Origin of the sequence: Aurantimonas sp. A2-1-M11 (genome assembly GCF_036549475.1) — a bacterium.
Lineage (GTDB): Bacteria > Pseudomonadota > Alphaproteobacteria > Rhizobiales > Rhizobiaceae > Aurantimonas.
The window spans coordinates 101,921-118,984 of sequence record NZ_JAZHLI010000006.1; the positions used below are offsets into that span (position 1 = coordinate 101,921).

Sequence of the window (17,064 nt, forward strand, 5' to 3'; positions counted from 1 at the left end):
GGTCGCAGCCAGCATCAGAACCAGCCCGTCAGTCGGTGATGTCCTCGATGCCGAGCTTAAGCGCGGCCGCCAGGGCTTTGAGCGTCGACAGCCGCGGGTCGATCTTGCGGCTCTCGATGTCGCTGACGCTCGCCGCCCGCACCCCCGCCTTCGCCGCAAGCTCCGCCTGCGTCAGGCCGACCGACTTGCGCCAGGCCGCCAGCGGATGGAGCGTGCCGTCCAGCGATGCCAGGACGAGTTCCGCAGGCATCGACGGCGCGTCTTCGTTATCGAGGCGAGCCTGCTCGGCGAGCGCAGCATCTCCGGCATCCTCGAGGAACGTGTGGTATTCCTCCTCGGTCAGGACGATGAACTTCTCGCCCTTGAGGTTCGTCGCCTTGTTCATGATATCTCTCCTTCAGCGGTACACGTCTCGCCGATGGGCGATACGCACCACGTAAATCCCATCGACCAGTTCGAAAACGGCGCGCCAGTTGCCGTGTCGGAGGCGGTAAGATCGCCCTCCTACAAGCTTGATGACATCGCCGTTTCCCGTCTCGGCATAGCGGACGAGTTTGACGACAAGTGCGTTTCGGTCGGCAGTCGGCATTTCTCGCAAGCCTTTGCGCGCCTCGCTGCTGAAACGTATTTCCATACCTTATCCCGTAACCTAACGCGAAAAATATACGCTTTAGCGGAAAAGCAGGCAAGGGGAATTCAGCGATGATCGACCTGTCATGGATGGCCTGGACCTGGCCGACCGCGATCTTCTTCATCGTGATCTTCACTCTCATCGCCCTGATGGGCGTCTGGGAGCGCGTCTCGCCCGGCGGCAATCCGCGCGTTGGGATATTGCGCTTCGAGACCACACGCGGCGACCGGCTGTTCGTGTCGCTGCTCGGCTCGGCCTTCATCTGCCTCGGCTGGCTGTGGGGCGTCGACCTGCCGCTCTGGTATGCGCTCGGCCTCTGCGCCGTCTTCTTCGTTCTGGTTTTCCGGCTCGTCTGACGGGCCGGAACCGGGCCACGCCGCGTCGTCGCCGGTCGACGTGGACATGCCCAATGCTCGCACCGGCGAACACACTGGGAGGACTTTCAACATGATGAAACGATATCTGATGGGAACCGCCGCCACCCTGGCGATCGCCATCGCCGCAGGACCGGCGATGGCCGACATGGAGGCCGCCAAGCAGTTCCTGGACGCCGAGATCGGCGATCTCTCCACGCTGTCGCGCGAGGACCAGGAAAAGGAGATGCAGTGGTTCATCGACGCCGCCCAGCCCTACCAGGGCATGGAGATCAAGGTCGTCTCCGAGACCATCACCACCCATGAATACGAGTCCAAGGTGCTGGCCCCGGCCTTCACCGCGATCACCGGCATCAATGTCAGCCACGACCTGATCGGCGAGGGCGACGTCGTCGAGAAGCTGCAGACGCAGATGCAGTCGGGCGAGAACATCTACGACGCCTACATCAACGATTCCGACCTCATCGGCACCCACTGGCGCTACCAGCAGGCACGCAGCCTGACCGACTGGATGGAAGGCGAAGGCAAGGACGTCACCAATCCCGGTCTCGACCTCGACGACTTCATCGGCAAGTCGTTCACCACGGCGCCGGACGGCGAAATGTACCAATTGCCCGACCAGCAGTTCGCCAATCTCTACTGGTTCCGCAATGACTGGTTCAACGACGAGAAGAACAAGGCCGACTTCAAGGCAAAGTACGGCTACGAGCTCGGTGTGCCGGTGAACTGGTCGGCCTATGAGGACATCGCCGAGTTCTTCACCGGCCGGGACCTCTCTCACATGGGTGTCGACGGCACGGTCTATGGCCACATGGACTACGGCAAGAAGGACCCGTCGCTCGGTTGGCGCTTCACCGATGCCTGGCTGTCCATGGCCGGCAATGGCGACAAGGGCATTCCGAACGGCGTCCCGGTCGACGAATGGGGGATCCGCGTCAACGAGCAGAGCCAGCCGACCGGCTCATGCGTCGCGCGCGGTGGCGACACCAACGGCCCGGCCGCGGTCTACGCCATCGAGAAATATCTCGACTGGCTAAAGGCCTATGCCCCGCCGGAGGCCCAGGGCATGACATTCTCCGAATCCGGTCCCGTTCCGGCGCAGGGCCAGATCGCCCAGCAGATCTTCTGGTACACCGCCTTTACCGCCGACATGGTCAAGGACGGGCTCCCCGTGGTTGACGAGGAGGGCAACCCGAAATGGCGCATGGCTCCCTCACCGCACGGCGTCTACTGGGTCGATGGCATGAAGCTCGGCTATCAGGATGCCGGTTCCTGGACCTTGATGAAGTCGACGCCCGTCGATCGCGCCAAGGCGGCCTGGCTCTACGCCCAGTTCGTCACCTCCAAGACCGTCGACGTGAAGAAGAGCCACGAAGGTCTGACCTTCATTCGCGAGTCGACCATCCGCGACGACAGCTTTACCGAGCGGGCGCCGAAACTCGGCGGCCTCGTCGAGTTCTATCGTTCGCCGGCCCGCATCCAGTGGACGCCGACGGGCACGAACGTGCCCGACTATCCCAAGCTCGCGCAGCTTTGGTGGCAGGCGATTGGCGATGCCGCCTCGGGCGCCAAGACCGCCCAGGAAGCCATGGACGCTCTCTGCGCCGAGCAGGAGAGCATTCTGGAGCGGCTCGAGCGGGCCGGCATCCAGGGCGACATCGGCCCGAAGCTCAACGAGGAGCATGATATGGCGTATTGGGTCGAGCAGGCCAAGGCAAACGGCAACATCGCGCCGCAGCCCGAGAAGGAGACCGAAAAGGAACAGCCACAGACAGTCTCCTACGACGAACTGGTGAAGAGCTGGGCCGACGCGAGCGCGGCGATGCCGCCGGAGGGGCGCGCGACGGACGTCGCGCCCGTCACGGGCGATGCGCCGGCTGAAAAGCCGGCCGCTCAGTAATCCGGGGAAGTTCGGAGGAAAAAGAAAGCCGGGCTCGCCCCGGCTTTCCACTGCGTATGAGATGAGCATCAAAGGGTGACACGATGTCCGGATACGTTCTCGCCATCGACCAGGGCACGACGTCGACCCGCGCCATCGTCTTCGACGATGGGTTTCACATCCGCGGTCTCGGCCAGCAGGAATTTCCGCAGCATTTTCCCCGTTCCGGCTGGGTCGAGCACGATCCCGAGGACATCTGGTCCTCGACGCTTGTCACCATCCGCTCGGCGCTCGCCGACGCCTCCCTTTCGGCCTCCGACATCGCCGCCATCGGCATCACCAACCAGCGTGAGACCACGCTGATCTGGGACCGCGACACCGGCCGGCCGATCCACAACGCCATCGTCTGGCAGGACCGCCGCACCGCCGAATTCTGCCGCAATCTTGTCGCCGACGGGCACGAGGCGGAGATCACGCGCAAGACCGGCCTCGTAGTCGATCCCTATTTCGCCGGCACCAAGATCGCCTGGCTCCTCGACAATGTAGACGGCGCGCGCGCACGGGCCGAGGCCGGCAAGCTCGCCTTCGGCACCGTCGACAGCTTCCTGCTCTGGCGGCTGACCGGCGGCAGGGTCCATGCGAGCGACGCCACCAATGCCTGCCGCACGATGCTCTTCGACATCGCGGCGAATGACTGGGACGACGATCTCCTGGCGTTGCTGAAGGTGCCGCGCGCGCTCCTGCCCGAGGTGAAGGATTGCGACGCCGCCTTCGGGACCACCGACCCGGCCCTGCTGGGCGCCGCCATCCCGATCTGCGGCATGGCCGGGGACCAGCATGCCGCGACGCTCGGCCAGGCCTGCTTCCGGCCCGGCATGCTGAAATCGACCTATGGCACCGGCTGCTTCGCCGTCCTCAACACCGGGGAGACCCGCGTGCCCTCCTCCAACCGCCTGCTGACGACGATCGCCTATCGGCTGGCCGGCCGCACGACCTTCGCGCTGGAAGGCTCGATCTTCGTCGCCGGCGCCGCCGTGCAATGGCTGCGCGACGGCCTCGGTCTCGTCGACCGGGCCGATCGCACCGGCCCCATGGCCGATGCCGCCGACGACGCCCAGGATGTCTACATGGTCCCCGCCTTCACCGGCCTCGGCGCCCCCTGGTGGGACGCGGAGGCGCGCGGCGCAATCTACGGTCTCACCCGCAAGACCGGTCCGAACGAATTCGCCCGCGCGGCGCTCGAATCCGTCTGCTTCCAGACCGCCGACCTCCTGTCGGCCATGCGAAAGGACTGGAACGGCGCCAACGACACGATTCTGCGCGTCGACGGCGGCATGGTCGCGTCCGACTGGACCATGCAGCGCCTCGCCGACATTCTCGCGGCTCCCGCCGACCGCCCGGTCGTGCTGGAGACGACGGCACTCGGCGCCGCCTGGGTCGCCGGACAGAAGGCCGGCGTCTGGCCCGACATGGACGGCTTTGCCGAACGCTGGCATCTCGAACGCCGCTTCGAGCCGCACATGGACCCCGTCACCCGCGGCCGCAAGCTCGCCGGCTGGGCCGATGCCGTCCGCCGCACGCTGACATAGGGGCGGCGCCGATGGACAGGCGGATATCGCGTCACTAGATTGCGGATATCCACATGTTGGGGGGAGGTTCGAATGCCTCTGTTCGTGAAGGATCCGGAAGTTGGCGAACTGGCCGACCGTCTGGCTTCGCTGAAGGGTGTCACGAAGACCGAGGCGGTTCGACAGGCCCTTCGCCATGAGATCACGGCACGCCCAACCGTTCCCGACGCGACGTCCCCCTATGTTCGCGGAACCCTGAGCGTGGTGGACGATTTCCACGAGCGGTATGGGCCACCGACTGGAAACGCTGACAAGGCTTGGATCGACAGCCTCTATGAAGACGGCTGATGTTCGTCGACGCCTCGGTGCTCTGTGCACTCCTCGCCAAGGAGGCCGATGCCGCCTTCCTTTATACCCGGCTGGAAAGCGGTTCGACCCGGATCACGTCCCCCATGGCTGTCTGGGAAGCATCGATTTCGCTCACGCGGATCATGAAGATTGTACCCTCCGTCGCTCACGAATTCGTCCGCGATGAGTGCCGCCGGCATCGATCTCGTCGCCATCCCTCCTGTCGCGACCTCGACCGCCATCGAAGCCTATGCCCGCTACGGCAAGGGCCGACACCCGGCGGCGCTGAATTTCGGCGATTGCTTCGCCTATGCCTGCGCGCGCCATTTCAACCTGCCGTTGCTCTTCAAGGGCGACGATTTCGCCCGCACGGACATCCGTCCGGCCTGACGACCATCCCCCATTCGGGCAGCCCGCCGCACGCCATCGCGGAATCGATCCCGACCGTTGACCTTTGCCGCGCGATCCGGTCTGTCGTCAGCCGAAACCGGCGCCCCACCCGGCTGCCGCCCCGATCGATCCGCAAGAGATTTGCCATGGCCACCAAGGACATCGTCTATGTCGCCCTGTTCGCTGCCCTGATGGCGGTACTCGGCGTATTCCCGCCGCTGATGATTCCGGCGCTCGGCATTCCCATCACCGCCCAGTCCATGGGCCCGATGCTGATGGGCGGCATCCTCGGTGCGCGGCGCGGCGGCCTGTCGATGCTGCTGTTCCTCACCCTCGTTGCGGTCGGCCTGCCGCTCCTGTCCGGCGGTCGCGGCGGGCTGGCGCCCTTCGTCGGACCCTGGTCGGGCTTCATCTATGGCTGGGTCGCCGCCAGCCTCGTCATCGGCTGGCTGACCGAGCGCTGCTGGAACCGCCTGTCCTTTCCGCTGGCCTTCGGCATCGCCGTCCTCGGCGGCATCGGCGTAGTCTATCTGGTTGGCGTCCCCTGGTATTCGGCCATGTCGGGCATGGGCCTGCGCGAAGCCTTCGTCGGCTCCGCCCTGGCCTTCATTCCCGGCGACCTGATCAAGGCGGGCGTCGCGGCGGCGGTCATCGTTACCGTGCGGCGCGCCTATCCGCTGATCGCGCCGCGCGCTGCCAGCCGCCCGGTTTGAGCCGGCAGCGCAGGATGGTCGCCCCGTGATCGCGCTGACCGGCGTTGCGGCCGAACGCGGCGGTCGCCGCGTCCTGTCGGGCCTGGACCTGACCCTCGGCGAGCGCCGGATCGCGATCATCGGCGCCAACGGATCCGGCAAGAGCACCTTCGCGCGCCTGCTCAACGGTCTCGTCCTGCCCAGCGAGGGCAGCGTCACCGTCGACGGCCTCGACACCCGGTCCAGCGGCAAGGACGTGCGCCGTCAGGTCGGCTTCGTCTTCCAGAACCCCGACAACCAGATCGTCTATCCGACCGTCGCCGAGGACATCGCCTTCGGGCTGAAAGGCCGCGGGCTGGACCGCCAGGCGATCGACGCGCGGGTGGCGGCGACGCTCGACCGCTTCGGCATGGCCGGCATGGACGACCGCCTGGCCCACGAACTGTCGGGGGGCGAGCGGCAGATGCTGGCACTCGCCGGCGTCATGGCGATGGCGCCGCGCTGGCTGGTCATGGACGAGCCGACGACGCTGCTCGACCTGCGCAATACGCGCCGGGTCATGGAGGCCATTGCGGCGCTCGACCAGCACGTCGTCTTCGTCACCCATGATCTCGAACTGATCGCCGGCTTCGACCGGGTGCTGGTGTTCGAGGCCGGGCGCCTCGTCGCCGATGCCGCGCCTGCCGAGGCGATTGCCGCCTACCGGGCCATCGCAGGATGATCGCCGGCCTCTACCGGCCCGGCACCAGCCCGGTGCACCGGGCCCGCGCCGGCACCAAGCTCGCAGCTCTGCTGGGCCTCGGCACGCTGCTCTTTGTCATAGCCGATCCGTGGCTCGCGGCCGCCGCGCTGGTCCTCACCCTGGCCGCGCACGGGCTGGCGCGCATCCCAGCGCCCGTCGCCTTAGCCCAGATCCGTCCGGCCCTGTGGATCCTCGCCATCCTCTTTGCAGTGCAGGCCTGGCTGGTCGGCCTCGACGCCGCCCTCCTGTTGGTGCTGCGCTTTGCGGCGCTGATCCTGGCGGCTGCCCTCGTCACCCTGACGACGCGCACCGCCGAACTCGTGGCGGTGATCGAATGGGCGCTGTCGCCGCTCGGCCGTCTCGGCGTCGACGTGGCCAAGGTTGGCCTCGCCATCTCCCTTGCCATCCGCTTCATTCCCGCCGTCGCAGCGATCGTCGAGGAGGTGCGCGAGGCCCAGCGCGCCCGCGGCCAGGATCGCAGCATGATCGCCCTGGCGGTGCCGGTAATCATCCGGCTTCTCAAGATGGCCGACGAGATCGCCGAGGCGATCGACGCACGTTCCTGACGGGAGAAATTCCCGTTCTGCGATAGGGCGTGACGGGCCGCACCCGGGCGCGCTAGATGAGGGCGGGCACGCAGAAGGATCACGGGAGGATCTGTCATGCGAGGAATTCGGGCGACGCTCTGCGCCGCGCTGGCTCTGGCGTTTTCGACGACGTTCGCTGCGGCTCAGGACGGGACATCCCTCGAGCCCGTGCGGATCGGCGTCCTGAAATACGGCACAGTCAACTGGGAACTCGACGCCATGAAGCGCGCCGGGCTCGACACCGAGCATGGCGTGGATGTGGAGATCGTGCCTTTCGCCGGCGAGGATGCCTCCAACGTGGCCCTGCAGGCGGGCTCGGTCGACATGATCGTCTCCGACTGGCTCTGGGTGTCGCGCCAGCGGGCGACCGGGGCCGACTTCACCTTCGTGCCCTATTCCACCTCGGTCGGATCGATGATGGTGCCGGGCGACAGCGACATCGCCGATCTCGGCGACCTGACGGGCAAGACCATCGGTGTCGCCGGCGGGCCGCTCGACAAGAACTGGCTGCTGATCCAGGCGCTCGCGCAGAAGGAACACGGCATCGATCTCGCTGCCGAAAGCGAGATCGCCTATGCGGCACCACCCTTGCTGGCCGAGAAGGCGCGCACGGGCGAACTCGATGCGGTCCTCAATTACTGGCACTACGCTGCCCGGCTGGAGGCGCAGGGGTTCCGCACGCTGATCTCCGGCACCGACGCGGCAATTGCGATGGGAACAACCGGCCCTGTCGCTTCCATCGGCTGGGTCTTCAGCGACGCCTTTGCCGAGAACAATCCGGAAGCAGTCGAAGGCTTCCTTGCCGCCGACGAGGCCACCAAGGAACTGCTTGCCAGCTCCGACGAGGCTTGGGAGGCGCTGAAGCCCCTGATGAATGCCGAGGACGAGGCGACCTTCCGCACGCTTCGCGAGCGCTACCGCGAGGGCATTCCCACCCGCAGCCGCGCCGACGAGGCGGTCGACACGGCCAGGCTCTACGAGCTTCTGGCGGAGATCGGCGGGCCGAAGCTGGTCGGCCCGTCCGACGTGCTGGTGGACGGAACCTACTTTATCGGCGACGGGAATGATTCCTGACGCAGCGGCCGGCGAGCGCAGCACGCCATCCGCCGGCATCGCCCCCGCCCTGGTGACGGCGCTTTCGCTGCTGGGCCTCCTGGCAGTCTGGTGGATCGCGGCCATCGTCATCGACAGTCGCGTGCTGCCGGGGCCGCCGGCGGTGCTCGACGCCTTCTGGCGCGATGCCGTCACCGGCGAACTGTTCTATCACCTGGCCATGACGCTGATGCGCGTGGCCGCGGCCTTCGCCATCGCCATGATCGTGGGCTCGGCCTTCGGCATGTATCTCGGCATGTCCCCCCGGGCCGACCGCTTCTTCGATCCGTGGCTGATCCTGTTCCTCAACATCCCGGCACTGGTGGTGATCGTCCTCGCCTATATCTGGTTCGGCCTCAACGAGGCGGCAGCGATCGGCGCCATCGCGGTCAACAAGATCCCCAATGTCGTCGTCACCATGCGCGAGGGGGCCCGGGCGCTGGACCGCGGCCTGGGCGAGATGGCTTCGGTCTATCGCTTCGGGCGCTGGCGGACCCTGCGCCACGTGGTGCTGCCGCAGCTTCAGCCCTATTTCGCGGCCGCGTCCCGCTCGGGGATCGCGCTGATCTGGAAGATCGCCCTGGTAGTCGAACTCCTCGGCCGGTCCAACGGCGTCGGCTTCCAGATCCATCTCTATTTCCAGCTTTTCGACGTCGCGGCCATTCTCGCCTACACGCTGGCCTTCGTCGGCGTCATGCTCCTGATCGAGTTCCTGCTTGTTCAACCCCTCGAAGCCCATTCCATCCGCTGGCGCGCCCGGCCCGCTTGACGTCCTGATCCGCGGCAAGGTGTTCACGGCGATCGACGGCATGCGCCTTGCCGCGATCGACGAGATCGCCTTCGCCGCGCCCGCCGGCAGCTTCACGACGCTGATCGGCCCGTCCGGCTGCGGCAAGACCACGACGCTGCGGATCATCCTGGGTCTCGACCGGGATTTTTCCGGCCATGTCCGGCTGCCGGCCGAGGACGGGCGCATCGCCGCCGTGTTCCAGGAGCCGCGCCTCCTGCCCTGGCGCACCGTCGAGCAGAATGTTCGCCTCGCCCTGCCCGAAGCCCTGACCGGCGCCGATCTCGACGCCCTGTTCGAGACGCTGGGCCTGGCCGCGATGCGCGGTCGCTATCCCGGCGAACTCTCGCTGGGCCTAGCCCGCCGGGCGGCCCTGGCCCGGGCCTTCGCCATCCAGCCGGCGCTGCTGCTCCTCGACGAGCCCTTCGTCTCCCTCGACGAGGCGACGGCCAACCGCCTGCGCGCCCTGTTGATGGAGGTGTGGTCGGCGCGCCCGACGACGGCGCTGATGGTCACCCACAATCTGCGCGAGGCGGTCGAACTCTCGGACCGCATCGTCTTCCTCACCGAGCGACCCGCTAGGGTGCGCGGCATCCACGACATCGACACCCCGCGATCGCGGCGGGACGCCGGCTGGCGCGAGGATATGATCAAGGCCATCGACGCCCGCTTTCCGGGCGTCCTGTAGCTGTCGGCATCCTATAGCGCGAGTGCTGCGCCCCGTCTCAGCGTTCGGCGCTCGGCGAGCCGGCCGGCGCGGCGACCAGCGCGAAGCGGATCGTCACCGCCTTGTCGAGATACTGGCCCGTCGGATCGTTGGACACGCCGAGATCGAAGGCGGTGCGATCGACCGTCGCCGAGCCCGCCGCCACATGCGCGGTGCCATCCGCGTTCTCATCGAAGGTGAAGGGCACCGTCACCGGCAGGCTCTTGCCCTTGATCGTCAGCGTCCCCTCGGCCGCATAGCCGGCGTCGGCGGCACGAAACTGCGAGAGCACCAGCGTCGCGGTCGGATGGGTGTCGCTGTCAAATCCGTCCTTGCCCTGCACCTGCGGCGCCACGAAGCTGTTGTCGACGGTGATCGAGGCCGTGTCGATGGTGACCGTCGCCTGTGCGCGCTCCAGCGCATCGGGCGAAAACCGCACATCCGCCTGCCACGCGCCGACGGTCCCGGTCAGCGGTTTCCCGGAAAACTGCGCGGCAAAGTCGAGGCGGCTCTCGGCCGCATCCACGATCCAGTCACCCGCCGCGCCCTGGGGTGTCGCGGCGGCAGGACGTGCGACCCCGCTGCCGCTTGAGGTGGCCAGGTCCGCCTGCCCTGCGAGCAGCCCGCCGCCGAGCGCCGCCACGATGATCGCCAAAGCGATGGGGATACCCACCAGCCGCGTCTGCGGTCGCGCCAAGCCGCCATGCGGCAGCATGCGGGAGAAGGACGGCACGGCGTCGACGAGCGAGTGCTTCAGCGCGCCCGCCAAATGCAGGACGAGCAGACCGAGAAACGACAGCGCCAGCCATTTGTGGGCGAAGCCGAGACCATCCTCGATCTGTCCGGCCTCGATCTGTCCGGGCGCAACGGACGGCAGGAGCGCGTCCACCGGCAGGTGCGGCCATTCCAGGCTTTCCAGCAGGAAGAGATAGGTCGGAATGCCTGCCGCCGCGGCCGACACCAGCATCCAGCCCGACAACGGCACGATCAGCATCAGGGCGTAGAAGCCCAGATGAACCAGGCTGGACGCCGCGCGCTCGTCCCGCGAGGTGATCGGCGCCAGCGCCGGCGGCGGGTTCACCAGGCGCCAGGCGATCCGCGCCAGGGTCAGGCACAGGACGAGGATGCCGATGGTCTTGTGCCACTGGAACAGCGCGAAACGCAGCGCATCCGGCATGGCATCCAGATGCACCATCGCCAGGCCGACCGCGAGCTGGAACAGGATCGCCAGCGCGATCGTCCAGTGCAGCAGGATCGCGCCGAGGCTGTAGCGCGTATAGGCCTGCGTCCAGGTGGTGGTTGAAGACACGCTCATGGGAATCTCCGGTCGCAGGAAATGTCAGCGGCAGCTGGGTTTGGAGACATACGGGCGGGCGGCCGGCTGGGCGGCGCCGGGGACGCGCAATGCGTCTTGCCCTGGCGGTCTTACCGCCGGTGCTGATGTCCGGCAGGCGACGCGTTCAGGGGCAAGCGGCGGGACGCCAGACGCGCCCCGCCTGCGGAGATCAGGACTGAGGAACGAATTCCGCCTCGATCTCCAGGACGACGTCGGCGGCGACCGGGCCGGCCAGCGCGTCGATGCCGTATGCGGTGCGGTCGATGGTCATCGCGCCCGAGAAGCCGACGGCCGGCTGCTTGGACATCGGATGCGGGTTCAGCGCGGTGTTGAAGGTGACGTCCAGCGTCTCCTCGCGGGTCTGGCCGTTGAGGGTCAGGTCGCCTGTCACCGTGCCGGTGTTGTCGCCGGTGACCTCGATCGACTTCGACACGAAGGTGATCTCGGGGAATTTCGCCGCGTTCAGGAACATGTCGCTGGCGATCTCGGCGTCGAAATCCTTGTCGTCGGCCGGATAGTTCGTGTCGACGGAGGCCGGATCGATCGTGGCGGTCAGGCTCGACTGCGCCGGATTCGCCGGATCAAGCTCCAGCGTGGCGGAAATCGTCGAGAAACGGCCGATATAGGTCGACAGGCCGAAATGCTTCACCTTCCAAAGAACATTGGTGTGCAGCGGGTCGGTGACGTAGGTTCCGGCGGGTACGTCGATGCTCTCGGCATGAACGGAGCCGGCAAGGCAAAGTGCGGCGACGGTGGTCAACAAGAAACGCATGGAAACTCCTCTGGGACAGAAAGCCTCTGGGGCTGGGAATAGACTACGGATTTTTTGCACCGCAAAAAGGTCTTCGCACCGCGACAGACTGTTCAGGGTGCTCCTGTCGGCCATCACGACCGTGCGGCCACGGAAAGCCTGCGATAAGCCTTCCGCGATTGCGCCCACCGCTTGACCTCCGGGCGCCCGCATCCGAATTTCATTTCCATGAATGCGATTCGATCCGTCTGCGTCTATTGCGGTTCCTCCGCCGGCCGCAATCCCCTCTATCTCGACAGCGGCCGCCGGCTCGGCGAGGCGATCGGGGCTGCCGGCATGCGCCTTGTCTATGGCGGTGGCACCCGCGGCATCATGGGTGCGGTCGCCGCGGGCGTGACCGCCAGCGGCGGGGCCGTCACCGGAATCATCCCGCGCTTCCTCATCGACATGGAGGCGACAGAGAGCGAGCTGACCCGGCTGGACGAACTGATCGTCACCGAGGACATGCATGCCCGCAAGCACCAGATGTTCGAGCGATCCGACGCCTTCGTGGCGCTGCCGGGCGGGATCGGCACACTGGAGGAACTCATCGAGATCCTCACCTGGAGCCAGCTCGGCCGGCACGAAAAGCCGGTGATCGTCGCCAATGTCGGCGGCTTCTGGGACCCGCTGTCGCGGCTGATGGATCACATGAGCGCCGAGGGCTTCATCCACACCGCCCATCAGGTGCGCCCGCTGGTCATCGACGACGTCGACGCCGTGGTCCCTGAACTGGTCCGTGCCCTCACTGGCGACGACGAGCATCGTCGCGGCCGGCCGGAGATTGTCGAGAAGCTCTGACGACCCGCCCCCGGCGCACAGCATAGCTCTCGACAGGCTGTTTGGACCGCCCGGCTATGCCGCGGCGCGCGCTGTCGCTTGCGCAGACGCGCTACTGTCCTACATCCGGAGGCGAAGCGGCACGCGGCCGCAACGCCCCTCCCCGTCAGACCGACAGCAGAACGACAAGGACATTGCGCATGGCCGAGAAGCGCTCGACCCCGAAGATCGAGGTCCGCACCGCCGAAAAGAGCGATGTCGCCGACATCATCGCCCTCTCCTCCAAGGTCTTCAAGGACGAAGCGCCCTATACGCGCGGCATGATTCTCGGCCAGCTCTCGGCCTTTCCCGAAGGCCAGTTCGTCGTTGTCTATGAAGGCGAGATCGTCGGCTATGCGGCGACCATGATCCTGGCCGAGGAGAAGGCGCTCGGCCAGCACAGTTGGGTCGAGGTCACCGGCGGCGGCTATGCCGCGATGCACGACCGCAAGGGTGAATGGCTCTACGGCACGGAGATCTGCGTCGATCCCGACCGGCGGCGGCTGCGCATCGGCAAGCGGCTCTACGACGCCCGCCGGCGCCTGTGCCAGGATCTCGACCTGAAGGGCATCGCCTTCGGCGGCCGCATGCCCGGCTACCAGCGCCATGCCAAGAAGGTCGGCTCCCCGGAAGCCTATCTGGAGGCTGTGAAGGCCAACGACATCAAGGACCCGGTCGTCTCGTTCCATCTGAGCGCCGGCTTCGAGCCGAAGGGGCTGCTGAAGGACTATTATCCGCGCGACACGGCGTCGGGCGGATACGGCGTGCTGATGATCTGGCCCAACCCATATTACGATCCGGCCCGCGAGGAGCAGCCGGTCAATCGCGGCAATCCCGACATGGTGCGCATCGTCACCGTGCAGATGAAGGCGCGGAAGATCGACAAGCCGCAGGATTTCTACGATGCGGTCGAATATTTCGTCGATGTCGCATCGGAATATGGCGGCGACTTCGTCGTCTTCCCCGAACTCTTCACGCTGATGCTCTTGTCCTGCGAGCCGGAGGAGCTGAAGCCCGACGCCGCCATCCAGCGTCTGACCGAGCACACGCCCGACTTCGTCGAGCGGCTGAGCGAGATGTCGATCCGGCGCAACATCAACATCATCGGCGGCAGCCACGCCACCAAGACCGACGACGGCGACATCCAGAATGTCGGCTATGTCTTCCTGCGCGACGGCTCGGTGCACGAGCGCGAGAAGACTCATCCGACGCCGAACGAGCGGCAATACTGGCAGATCAAGGGTGGCGATCCCACCGACACGATCGAGACCGACTGCGGGCCGATCGGCATCATGATCTGCTACGATTCGGAGTTTCCGGAGGTCGCGCGGCGCCTGACCGACCAGGGCGCACGCATCCTCTTCGTGCCGTTCAACACCGACACCCGCCATGGCTATCTGCGCGTGCGCTATTGCTGCCAGGCCCGGGCGATCGAGAACCAGTGCTACGTGGTGACGTCCGGCATGACCGGCAATCTGGCGAATGTCGACAATCTCGACATCGAATACGCTCAGTCCGGCATCTTCACGCCCTGCGACTTCCCCTTCGCCCGCGACGGCATCGCCGCCGAGGCATCGGAGAACATCGAGATGGTCACCGTGGCCGACCTCAATCTGGCGACGCTCAACTGGGCCCGCTACGAGGGCTCGGTGCGCAATCTGCGCGACCGGCGGCTCGATCTCTACAAGGTGCGCTGGTCGGACGGCGGCTGAGCCCCCCGGCTCACGCCACCGGCGCGACGGCCGCGGCCCGCCGCCGCGCCCGTCCGTTGCGAAACAGCGCGATGGTGTAGAGCACCACGGCACTCCAGATCAGCGCGAAGGCGACCAGTTGCCAGCCGTTGAACGGCTCGTCGAACACGAAGACGGCCGTCAGGAACAGGAGCGTCGGCACCATGTATTGCAGGATGCCGATGGTCGAGTAATGCAGGAGCCGCGCCCCGGCGGCGAACAGCATCAGCGGGATCGCGGTCAGCGGTCCGGCGACGATCAGCATGGCCGCCACGTAGCCGCCGGACATGACGTGGTTCTGTCCGGGCAGGAAGGCGAGCAGCAGCACGCTCGGCAGGGCCAGCAGCGCCACCTCCAGGAAGAAGCCTTCGGTCGAGCCCACCGGCACCATCTTGCGCAACAGCCCGTAGGTGCCGAAGGAAAAAGCCAGGACGAGGGAGATCCAGGGCAGCCCGCCGGCCTTGATGGTGAGGATCGCCACCGCGGCGCCCGCCAGCGCGATCGCCGCCGCCTGAAGGCGGTTCGGCCGCTCGCCCAGGATCACGGCGCCGAGCAGCACGTTGACCAGCGGATTGATGTAGTAGCCCAGCGCCGCGTCCAGCGCGTGGTTGGACGCGATGGCATAGACATAGGTGCCCCAGTTGAACGAGATCAGCGAGGCTGTCAGGGCGGCCAGGGCCACCGTGCGCCACTGGGTGAAATGCCGCCAGACGCTGCCCAGCAGGCCCTGCCACCACAGGACGAGCATGGCGAAGGGGATCGCCCAGATCACCCGGTGCGCGACGATCTCGAAGGGTGAGACATGGCTCAGGAGCTTCATGTAGATCGGAAGGACCAGCCCCCAGATCGCATAGGCTCCCAGGGCATAGGCGAAGCCCTTGTTCGCGCTGCCGGCGGCTTGCATGGACGTGCTCGATCATAAGGATGGGTGACGGCTCGCTCTAGCAGAGCCGCCCCCTCGCCGACACCCGCTTTCTGGTGATCGCAGCGATCCGTATGGGTGATCGAGCCCGGGGCTGTCAGTCTCGCGCTGCGAAGCGGTCCGTCGCCCGGATCAGCCGGTCCAGGATCCCCGGCTCGTTATAGGCATGGCCGGCCCCTTCGATCAGGTGCAGGTCCGCCTCCGGCCAGGCCTTGTGCAGCCCCCAGGCGATGCGCGCCGGACACGGCATGTCGTAGCGCCCGTGGATGATCTCGCCGGGAATGCCGGCCAGGAGACGCGCGTCGCGCAGCAGCTGGCCCTCCTCCAGCCAGCCGCCGTGAACGAAGAAGTGATTTTCGATCCGCGCGAAGGCGACCGCGAAATGCGGGTCGGAGAAGTCGGCCGTCAGGTCCGCCGAGGGCAGGAGCGTGATGGTCTCGCCTTCCCACAGGCTCCACGCTTTGGCCGCCGCCAGTTGCTCGGCCGGATCCTCGCCGACCAGGCGCCGGCGATAGGCCATCATCATGTCGTCCCGCTCGCCCGGCGGGATCGGCGCCAGGAAGCGCTCCCATTTGTCGGGGAACATCTCCGACACGCCGAACTGATAGTACCAGGAGAGCTCCGCCCGGGTCAGCGTGTAGATGCCCCGCAGCACCAGGGCGTCGACCCGCATGCGATGGGTCTGGGCATAGGCGAGCGCCAGGGTCGAGCCCCAGGAACCGCCGAAGACCAGCCATGTCTCGGCACCGACCATCTCGCGCAGGCGCTCGATGTCGGCCACCAGATGCCACGTCGTGTTCGCCTCGAGTTCGGCATGGGGCGTCGAGCGGCCGCAGCCCCGCTGGTCGAAGAGCAGGATATCGTAGCGTTGCGGATCGAACAGCCGGCGATGGGCCGGCGAACAGCCGCCGCCGGGCCCGCCATGCAGGAACACCGCCGGCCGTGCCCCTTGCGTGCCGCAGCGCTCCCAGTAGATCCGGTGCCCGTCCCCGACCTCCAGCATGCCGCGAGCGTAGGGTTCGATCTCCGGATAGAGGCCCCGCAGGCCGCTCGTCTCGTCGCTCATGCCTGGCGGTCCTCGTCGGCATTCGGGTGGTCGGGATGCTGATACGAGACGAGCTCGGCCAGAAACGGACTGGCGTCCATGTCGGCATCGGTGGTGCGGTCCGGCAGCGCGTGCAGGCGGCCCGCATAGGGCAGCCGCGCCTCGATGCCGAACTGGATCGTCGGCTCGATCGCAGCCGGGTCGTCGAAGGCCCCGATGGCGATCGCCGGCCCGTCCGGCGCCTCGTAGGTCAGCGGCGTGCCGCAGGCCTCGCAGAAGCCGCGCATCACATGGCTGGACGACTGGAAGCGCTTCGGCTCGCGCCGGGTCCAGACGAGCCCGTCCTTCGGCACGCTGACGAGCGGCGCATAGAAATGGCCGAACGCCTTCTGGCACATGCGGCAATGGCAGATCGACGCCCTGCCCAGCGTGCCCGTGACGCGGAACCGCACCGCGCCGCACTGGCACCCACCCGTGTGAACCATCGTCCTGCACCCCTCAAACCGTTCCGCGCCAACCGGCGCCGCTGCGGCCAGGATAGACCTGCGCCGACCAGCATCCAACGGCCCACGCCAGATCTCAACCGTCGTCTCGGTCGCCCGACGCCGCGCCTGGAGTGTCCTCAG

Annotated in this window: 20 protein-coding genes; 13 read left to right on the forward strand and 7 right to left on the reverse strand. The window is 66.9% G+C overall.

From position 1 onward, the window contains the following. Nucleotides 1-28 precede the first annotated feature (28 nt). The gene (locus VQ042_RS04570) at nucleotides 29-385 is read right to left on the reverse strand and encodes a helix-turn-helix domain-containing protein (protein ID WP_331816029.1); all 357 of its coding nucleotides are present in this window, start codon (nucleotides 383-385) and stop codon (nucleotides 29-31) included. 12 nt (nucleotides 386-397) lie between these two features. Beyond that, nucleotides 398-634, reverse strand: coding sequence for a type II toxin-antitoxin system RelE family toxin (locus VQ042_RS04575; RefSeq protein WP_331816031.1), 237 nt, complete (start codon nucleotides 632-634; stop codon nucleotides 398-400). A gap of 68 nt (nucleotides 635-702) precedes the next feature. Here VQ042_RS04575 and VQ042_RS04580 point away from each other — a divergent pair, with 68 nt between their 5' ends. The 11 genes from VQ042_RS04580 (at nucleotide 703) to VQ042_RS04630 (ending at nucleotide 9,778) form a co-directional block, all read left to right on the forward strand. After that, nucleotides 703-987, forward strand: coding sequence for a DUF2160 domain-containing protein (locus VQ042_RS04580; protein ID WP_331816033.1), 285 nt, complete (start codon nucleotides 703-705; stop codon nucleotides 985-987). Between the two features lie 94 nt (nucleotides 988-1,081). After that, on the forward strand, nucleotides 1,082-2,905 hold the full coding sequence (locus VQ042_RS04585) for an ABC transporter substrate-binding protein (protein WP_331816110.1): 1,824 nt from the start codon (nucleotides 1,082-1,084) through the stop codon (nucleotides 2,903-2,905). A gap of 83 nt (nucleotides 2,906-2,988) precedes the next feature. After that, nucleotides 2,989-4,473, forward strand: a complete 1,485-nt coding sequence (glpK, locus tag VQ042_RS04590) for a glycerol kinase GlpK (RefSeq protein WP_331816035.1) — start codon at nucleotides 2,989-2,991, stop codon at nucleotides 4,471-4,473. Nucleotides 4,474-4,545: 72 nt separating this feature from the next. Next, entirely contained in the window at nucleotides 4,546-4,800 is a 255-nt protein-coding gene (locus tag VQ042_RS04595; protein ID WP_331816037.1) for a type II toxin-antitoxin system VapB family antitoxin, read from the forward strand. A gap of 183 nt (nucleotides 4,801-4,983) precedes the next feature. Beyond that, on the forward strand, nucleotides 4,984-5,190 hold the full coding sequence (locus VQ042_RS04600) for a type II toxin-antitoxin system VapC family toxin (protein WP_331816039.1): 207 nt from the start codon (nucleotides 4,984-4,986) through the stop codon (nucleotides 5,188-5,190). Between the two features lie 146 nt (nucleotides 5,191-5,336). Next, nucleotides 5,337-5,903, forward strand: coding sequence for a biotin transporter BioY (locus tag VQ042_RS04605; protein WP_331816041.1), 567 nt, complete (start codon nucleotides 5,337-5,339; stop codon nucleotides 5,901-5,903). A gap of 25 nt (nucleotides 5,904-5,928) precedes the next feature. Next, complete coding sequence (locus VQ042_RS04610; RefSeq protein WP_331816043.1) at nucleotides 5,929-6,603, forward strand: energy-coupling factor ABC transporter ATP-binding protein; 675 nt, start codon at nucleotides 5,929-5,931, stop codon at nucleotides 6,601-6,603. Next, nucleotides 6,600-7,190 (forward strand): energy-coupling factor transporter transmembrane component T family protein, encoded by a 591-nt coding sequence (locus VQ042_RS04615; protein WP_331816044.1) that lies wholly within the window; start codon nucleotides 6,600-6,602, stop codon nucleotides 7,188-7,190. The genes VQ042_RS04610 and VQ042_RS04615 overlap by 4 nt, the downstream gene beginning before the upstream one ends. A gap of 96 nt (nucleotides 7,191-7,286) precedes the next feature. Next, nucleotides 7,287-8,285: an ABC transporter substrate-binding protein gene (locus VQ042_RS04620; RefSeq protein ID WP_331816046.1), complete on the forward strand. Its 999-nt coding sequence runs from the start codon at nucleotides 7,287-7,289 to the stop codon at nucleotides 8,283-8,285. A 49-nt stretch (nucleotides 8,286-8,334) separates the two neighbouring features. After that, complete coding sequence (locus VQ042_RS04625) at nucleotides 8,335-9,072, forward strand: ABC transporter permease (RefSeq protein ID WP_442880029.1); 738 nt, start codon at nucleotides 8,335-8,337, stop codon at nucleotides 9,070-9,072. Then, on the forward strand, nucleotides 9,041-9,778 hold the full coding sequence (locus VQ042_RS04630) for an ABC transporter ATP-binding protein (protein ID WP_442880030.1): 738 nt from the start codon (nucleotides 9,041-9,043) through the stop codon (nucleotides 9,776-9,778). The genes VQ042_RS04625 and VQ042_RS04630 overlap by 32 nt, the downstream gene beginning before the upstream one ends. 37 nt (nucleotides 9,779-9,815) lie before the next feature. On the opposite strand, the gene VQ042_RS04635 is transcribed toward VQ042_RS04630, so the two are convergent. Continuing rightward, a complete protein-coding gene (locus tag VQ042_RS04635; protein ID WP_331816052.1) occupies nucleotides 9,816-11,111 on the reverse strand; it encodes a cytochrome b/b6 domain-containing protein in 1,296 nt (431 codons plus the stop codon). Between the two features lie 190 nt (nucleotides 11,112-11,301). After that, nucleotides 11,302-11,904: a YceI family protein gene (locus tag VQ042_RS04640; protein WP_331816054.1), complete on the reverse strand. Its 603-nt coding sequence runs from the start codon at nucleotides 11,902-11,904 to the stop codon at nucleotides 11,302-11,304. A 207-nt stretch (nucleotides 11,905-12,111) separates the two neighbouring features. Between VQ042_RS04640 and VQ042_RS04645 the strand changes: the two genes are divergently transcribed. After that, nucleotides 12,112-12,723, forward strand: a complete 612-nt coding sequence (locus VQ042_RS04645; protein WP_331816056.1) for a TIGR00730 family Rossman fold protein — start codon at nucleotides 12,112-12,114, stop codon at nucleotides 12,721-12,723. 179 nt (nucleotides 12,724-12,902) lie between these two features. Beyond that, nucleotides 12,903-14,453: a GNAT family N-acetyltransferase gene (locus VQ042_RS04650; RefSeq protein WP_331816058.1), complete on the forward strand. Its 1,551-nt coding sequence runs from the start codon at nucleotides 12,903-12,905 to the stop codon at nucleotides 14,451-14,453. A gap of 10 nt (nucleotides 14,454-14,463) precedes the next feature. Here VQ042_RS04650 and rarD read toward each other — a convergent pair whose 3' ends face one another. From rarD to VQ042_RS04665, 3 genes are all read right to left on the reverse strand, one after another. Continuing rightward, nucleotides 14,464-15,375 carry an EamA family transporter RarD gene (rarD, locus tag VQ042_RS04655; RefSeq protein ID WP_331816060.1) on the reverse strand — a complete coding sequence of 304 codons (912 nt, stop codon included), beginning with the start codon at nucleotides 15,373-15,375 and terminating at the stop codon, nucleotides 14,464-14,466. 115 nt (nucleotides 15,376-15,490) lie between these two features. After that, nucleotides 15,491-16,459 carry a prolyl aminopeptidase gene (gene pip, locus VQ042_RS04660; RefSeq protein ID WP_331816062.1) on the reverse strand — a complete coding sequence of 323 codons (969 nt, stop codon included), beginning with the start codon at nucleotides 16,457-16,459 and terminating at the stop codon, nucleotides 15,491-15,493. Then, on the reverse strand, nucleotides 16,456-16,923 hold the full coding sequence (locus VQ042_RS04665) for a GFA family protein (RefSeq protein ID WP_331816064.1): 468 nt from the start codon (nucleotides 16,921-16,923) through the stop codon (nucleotides 16,456-16,458). The genes pip and VQ042_RS04665 overlap by 4 nt, the downstream gene beginning before the upstream one ends. Nucleotides 16,924-17,064 lie beyond the last annotated feature (141 nt).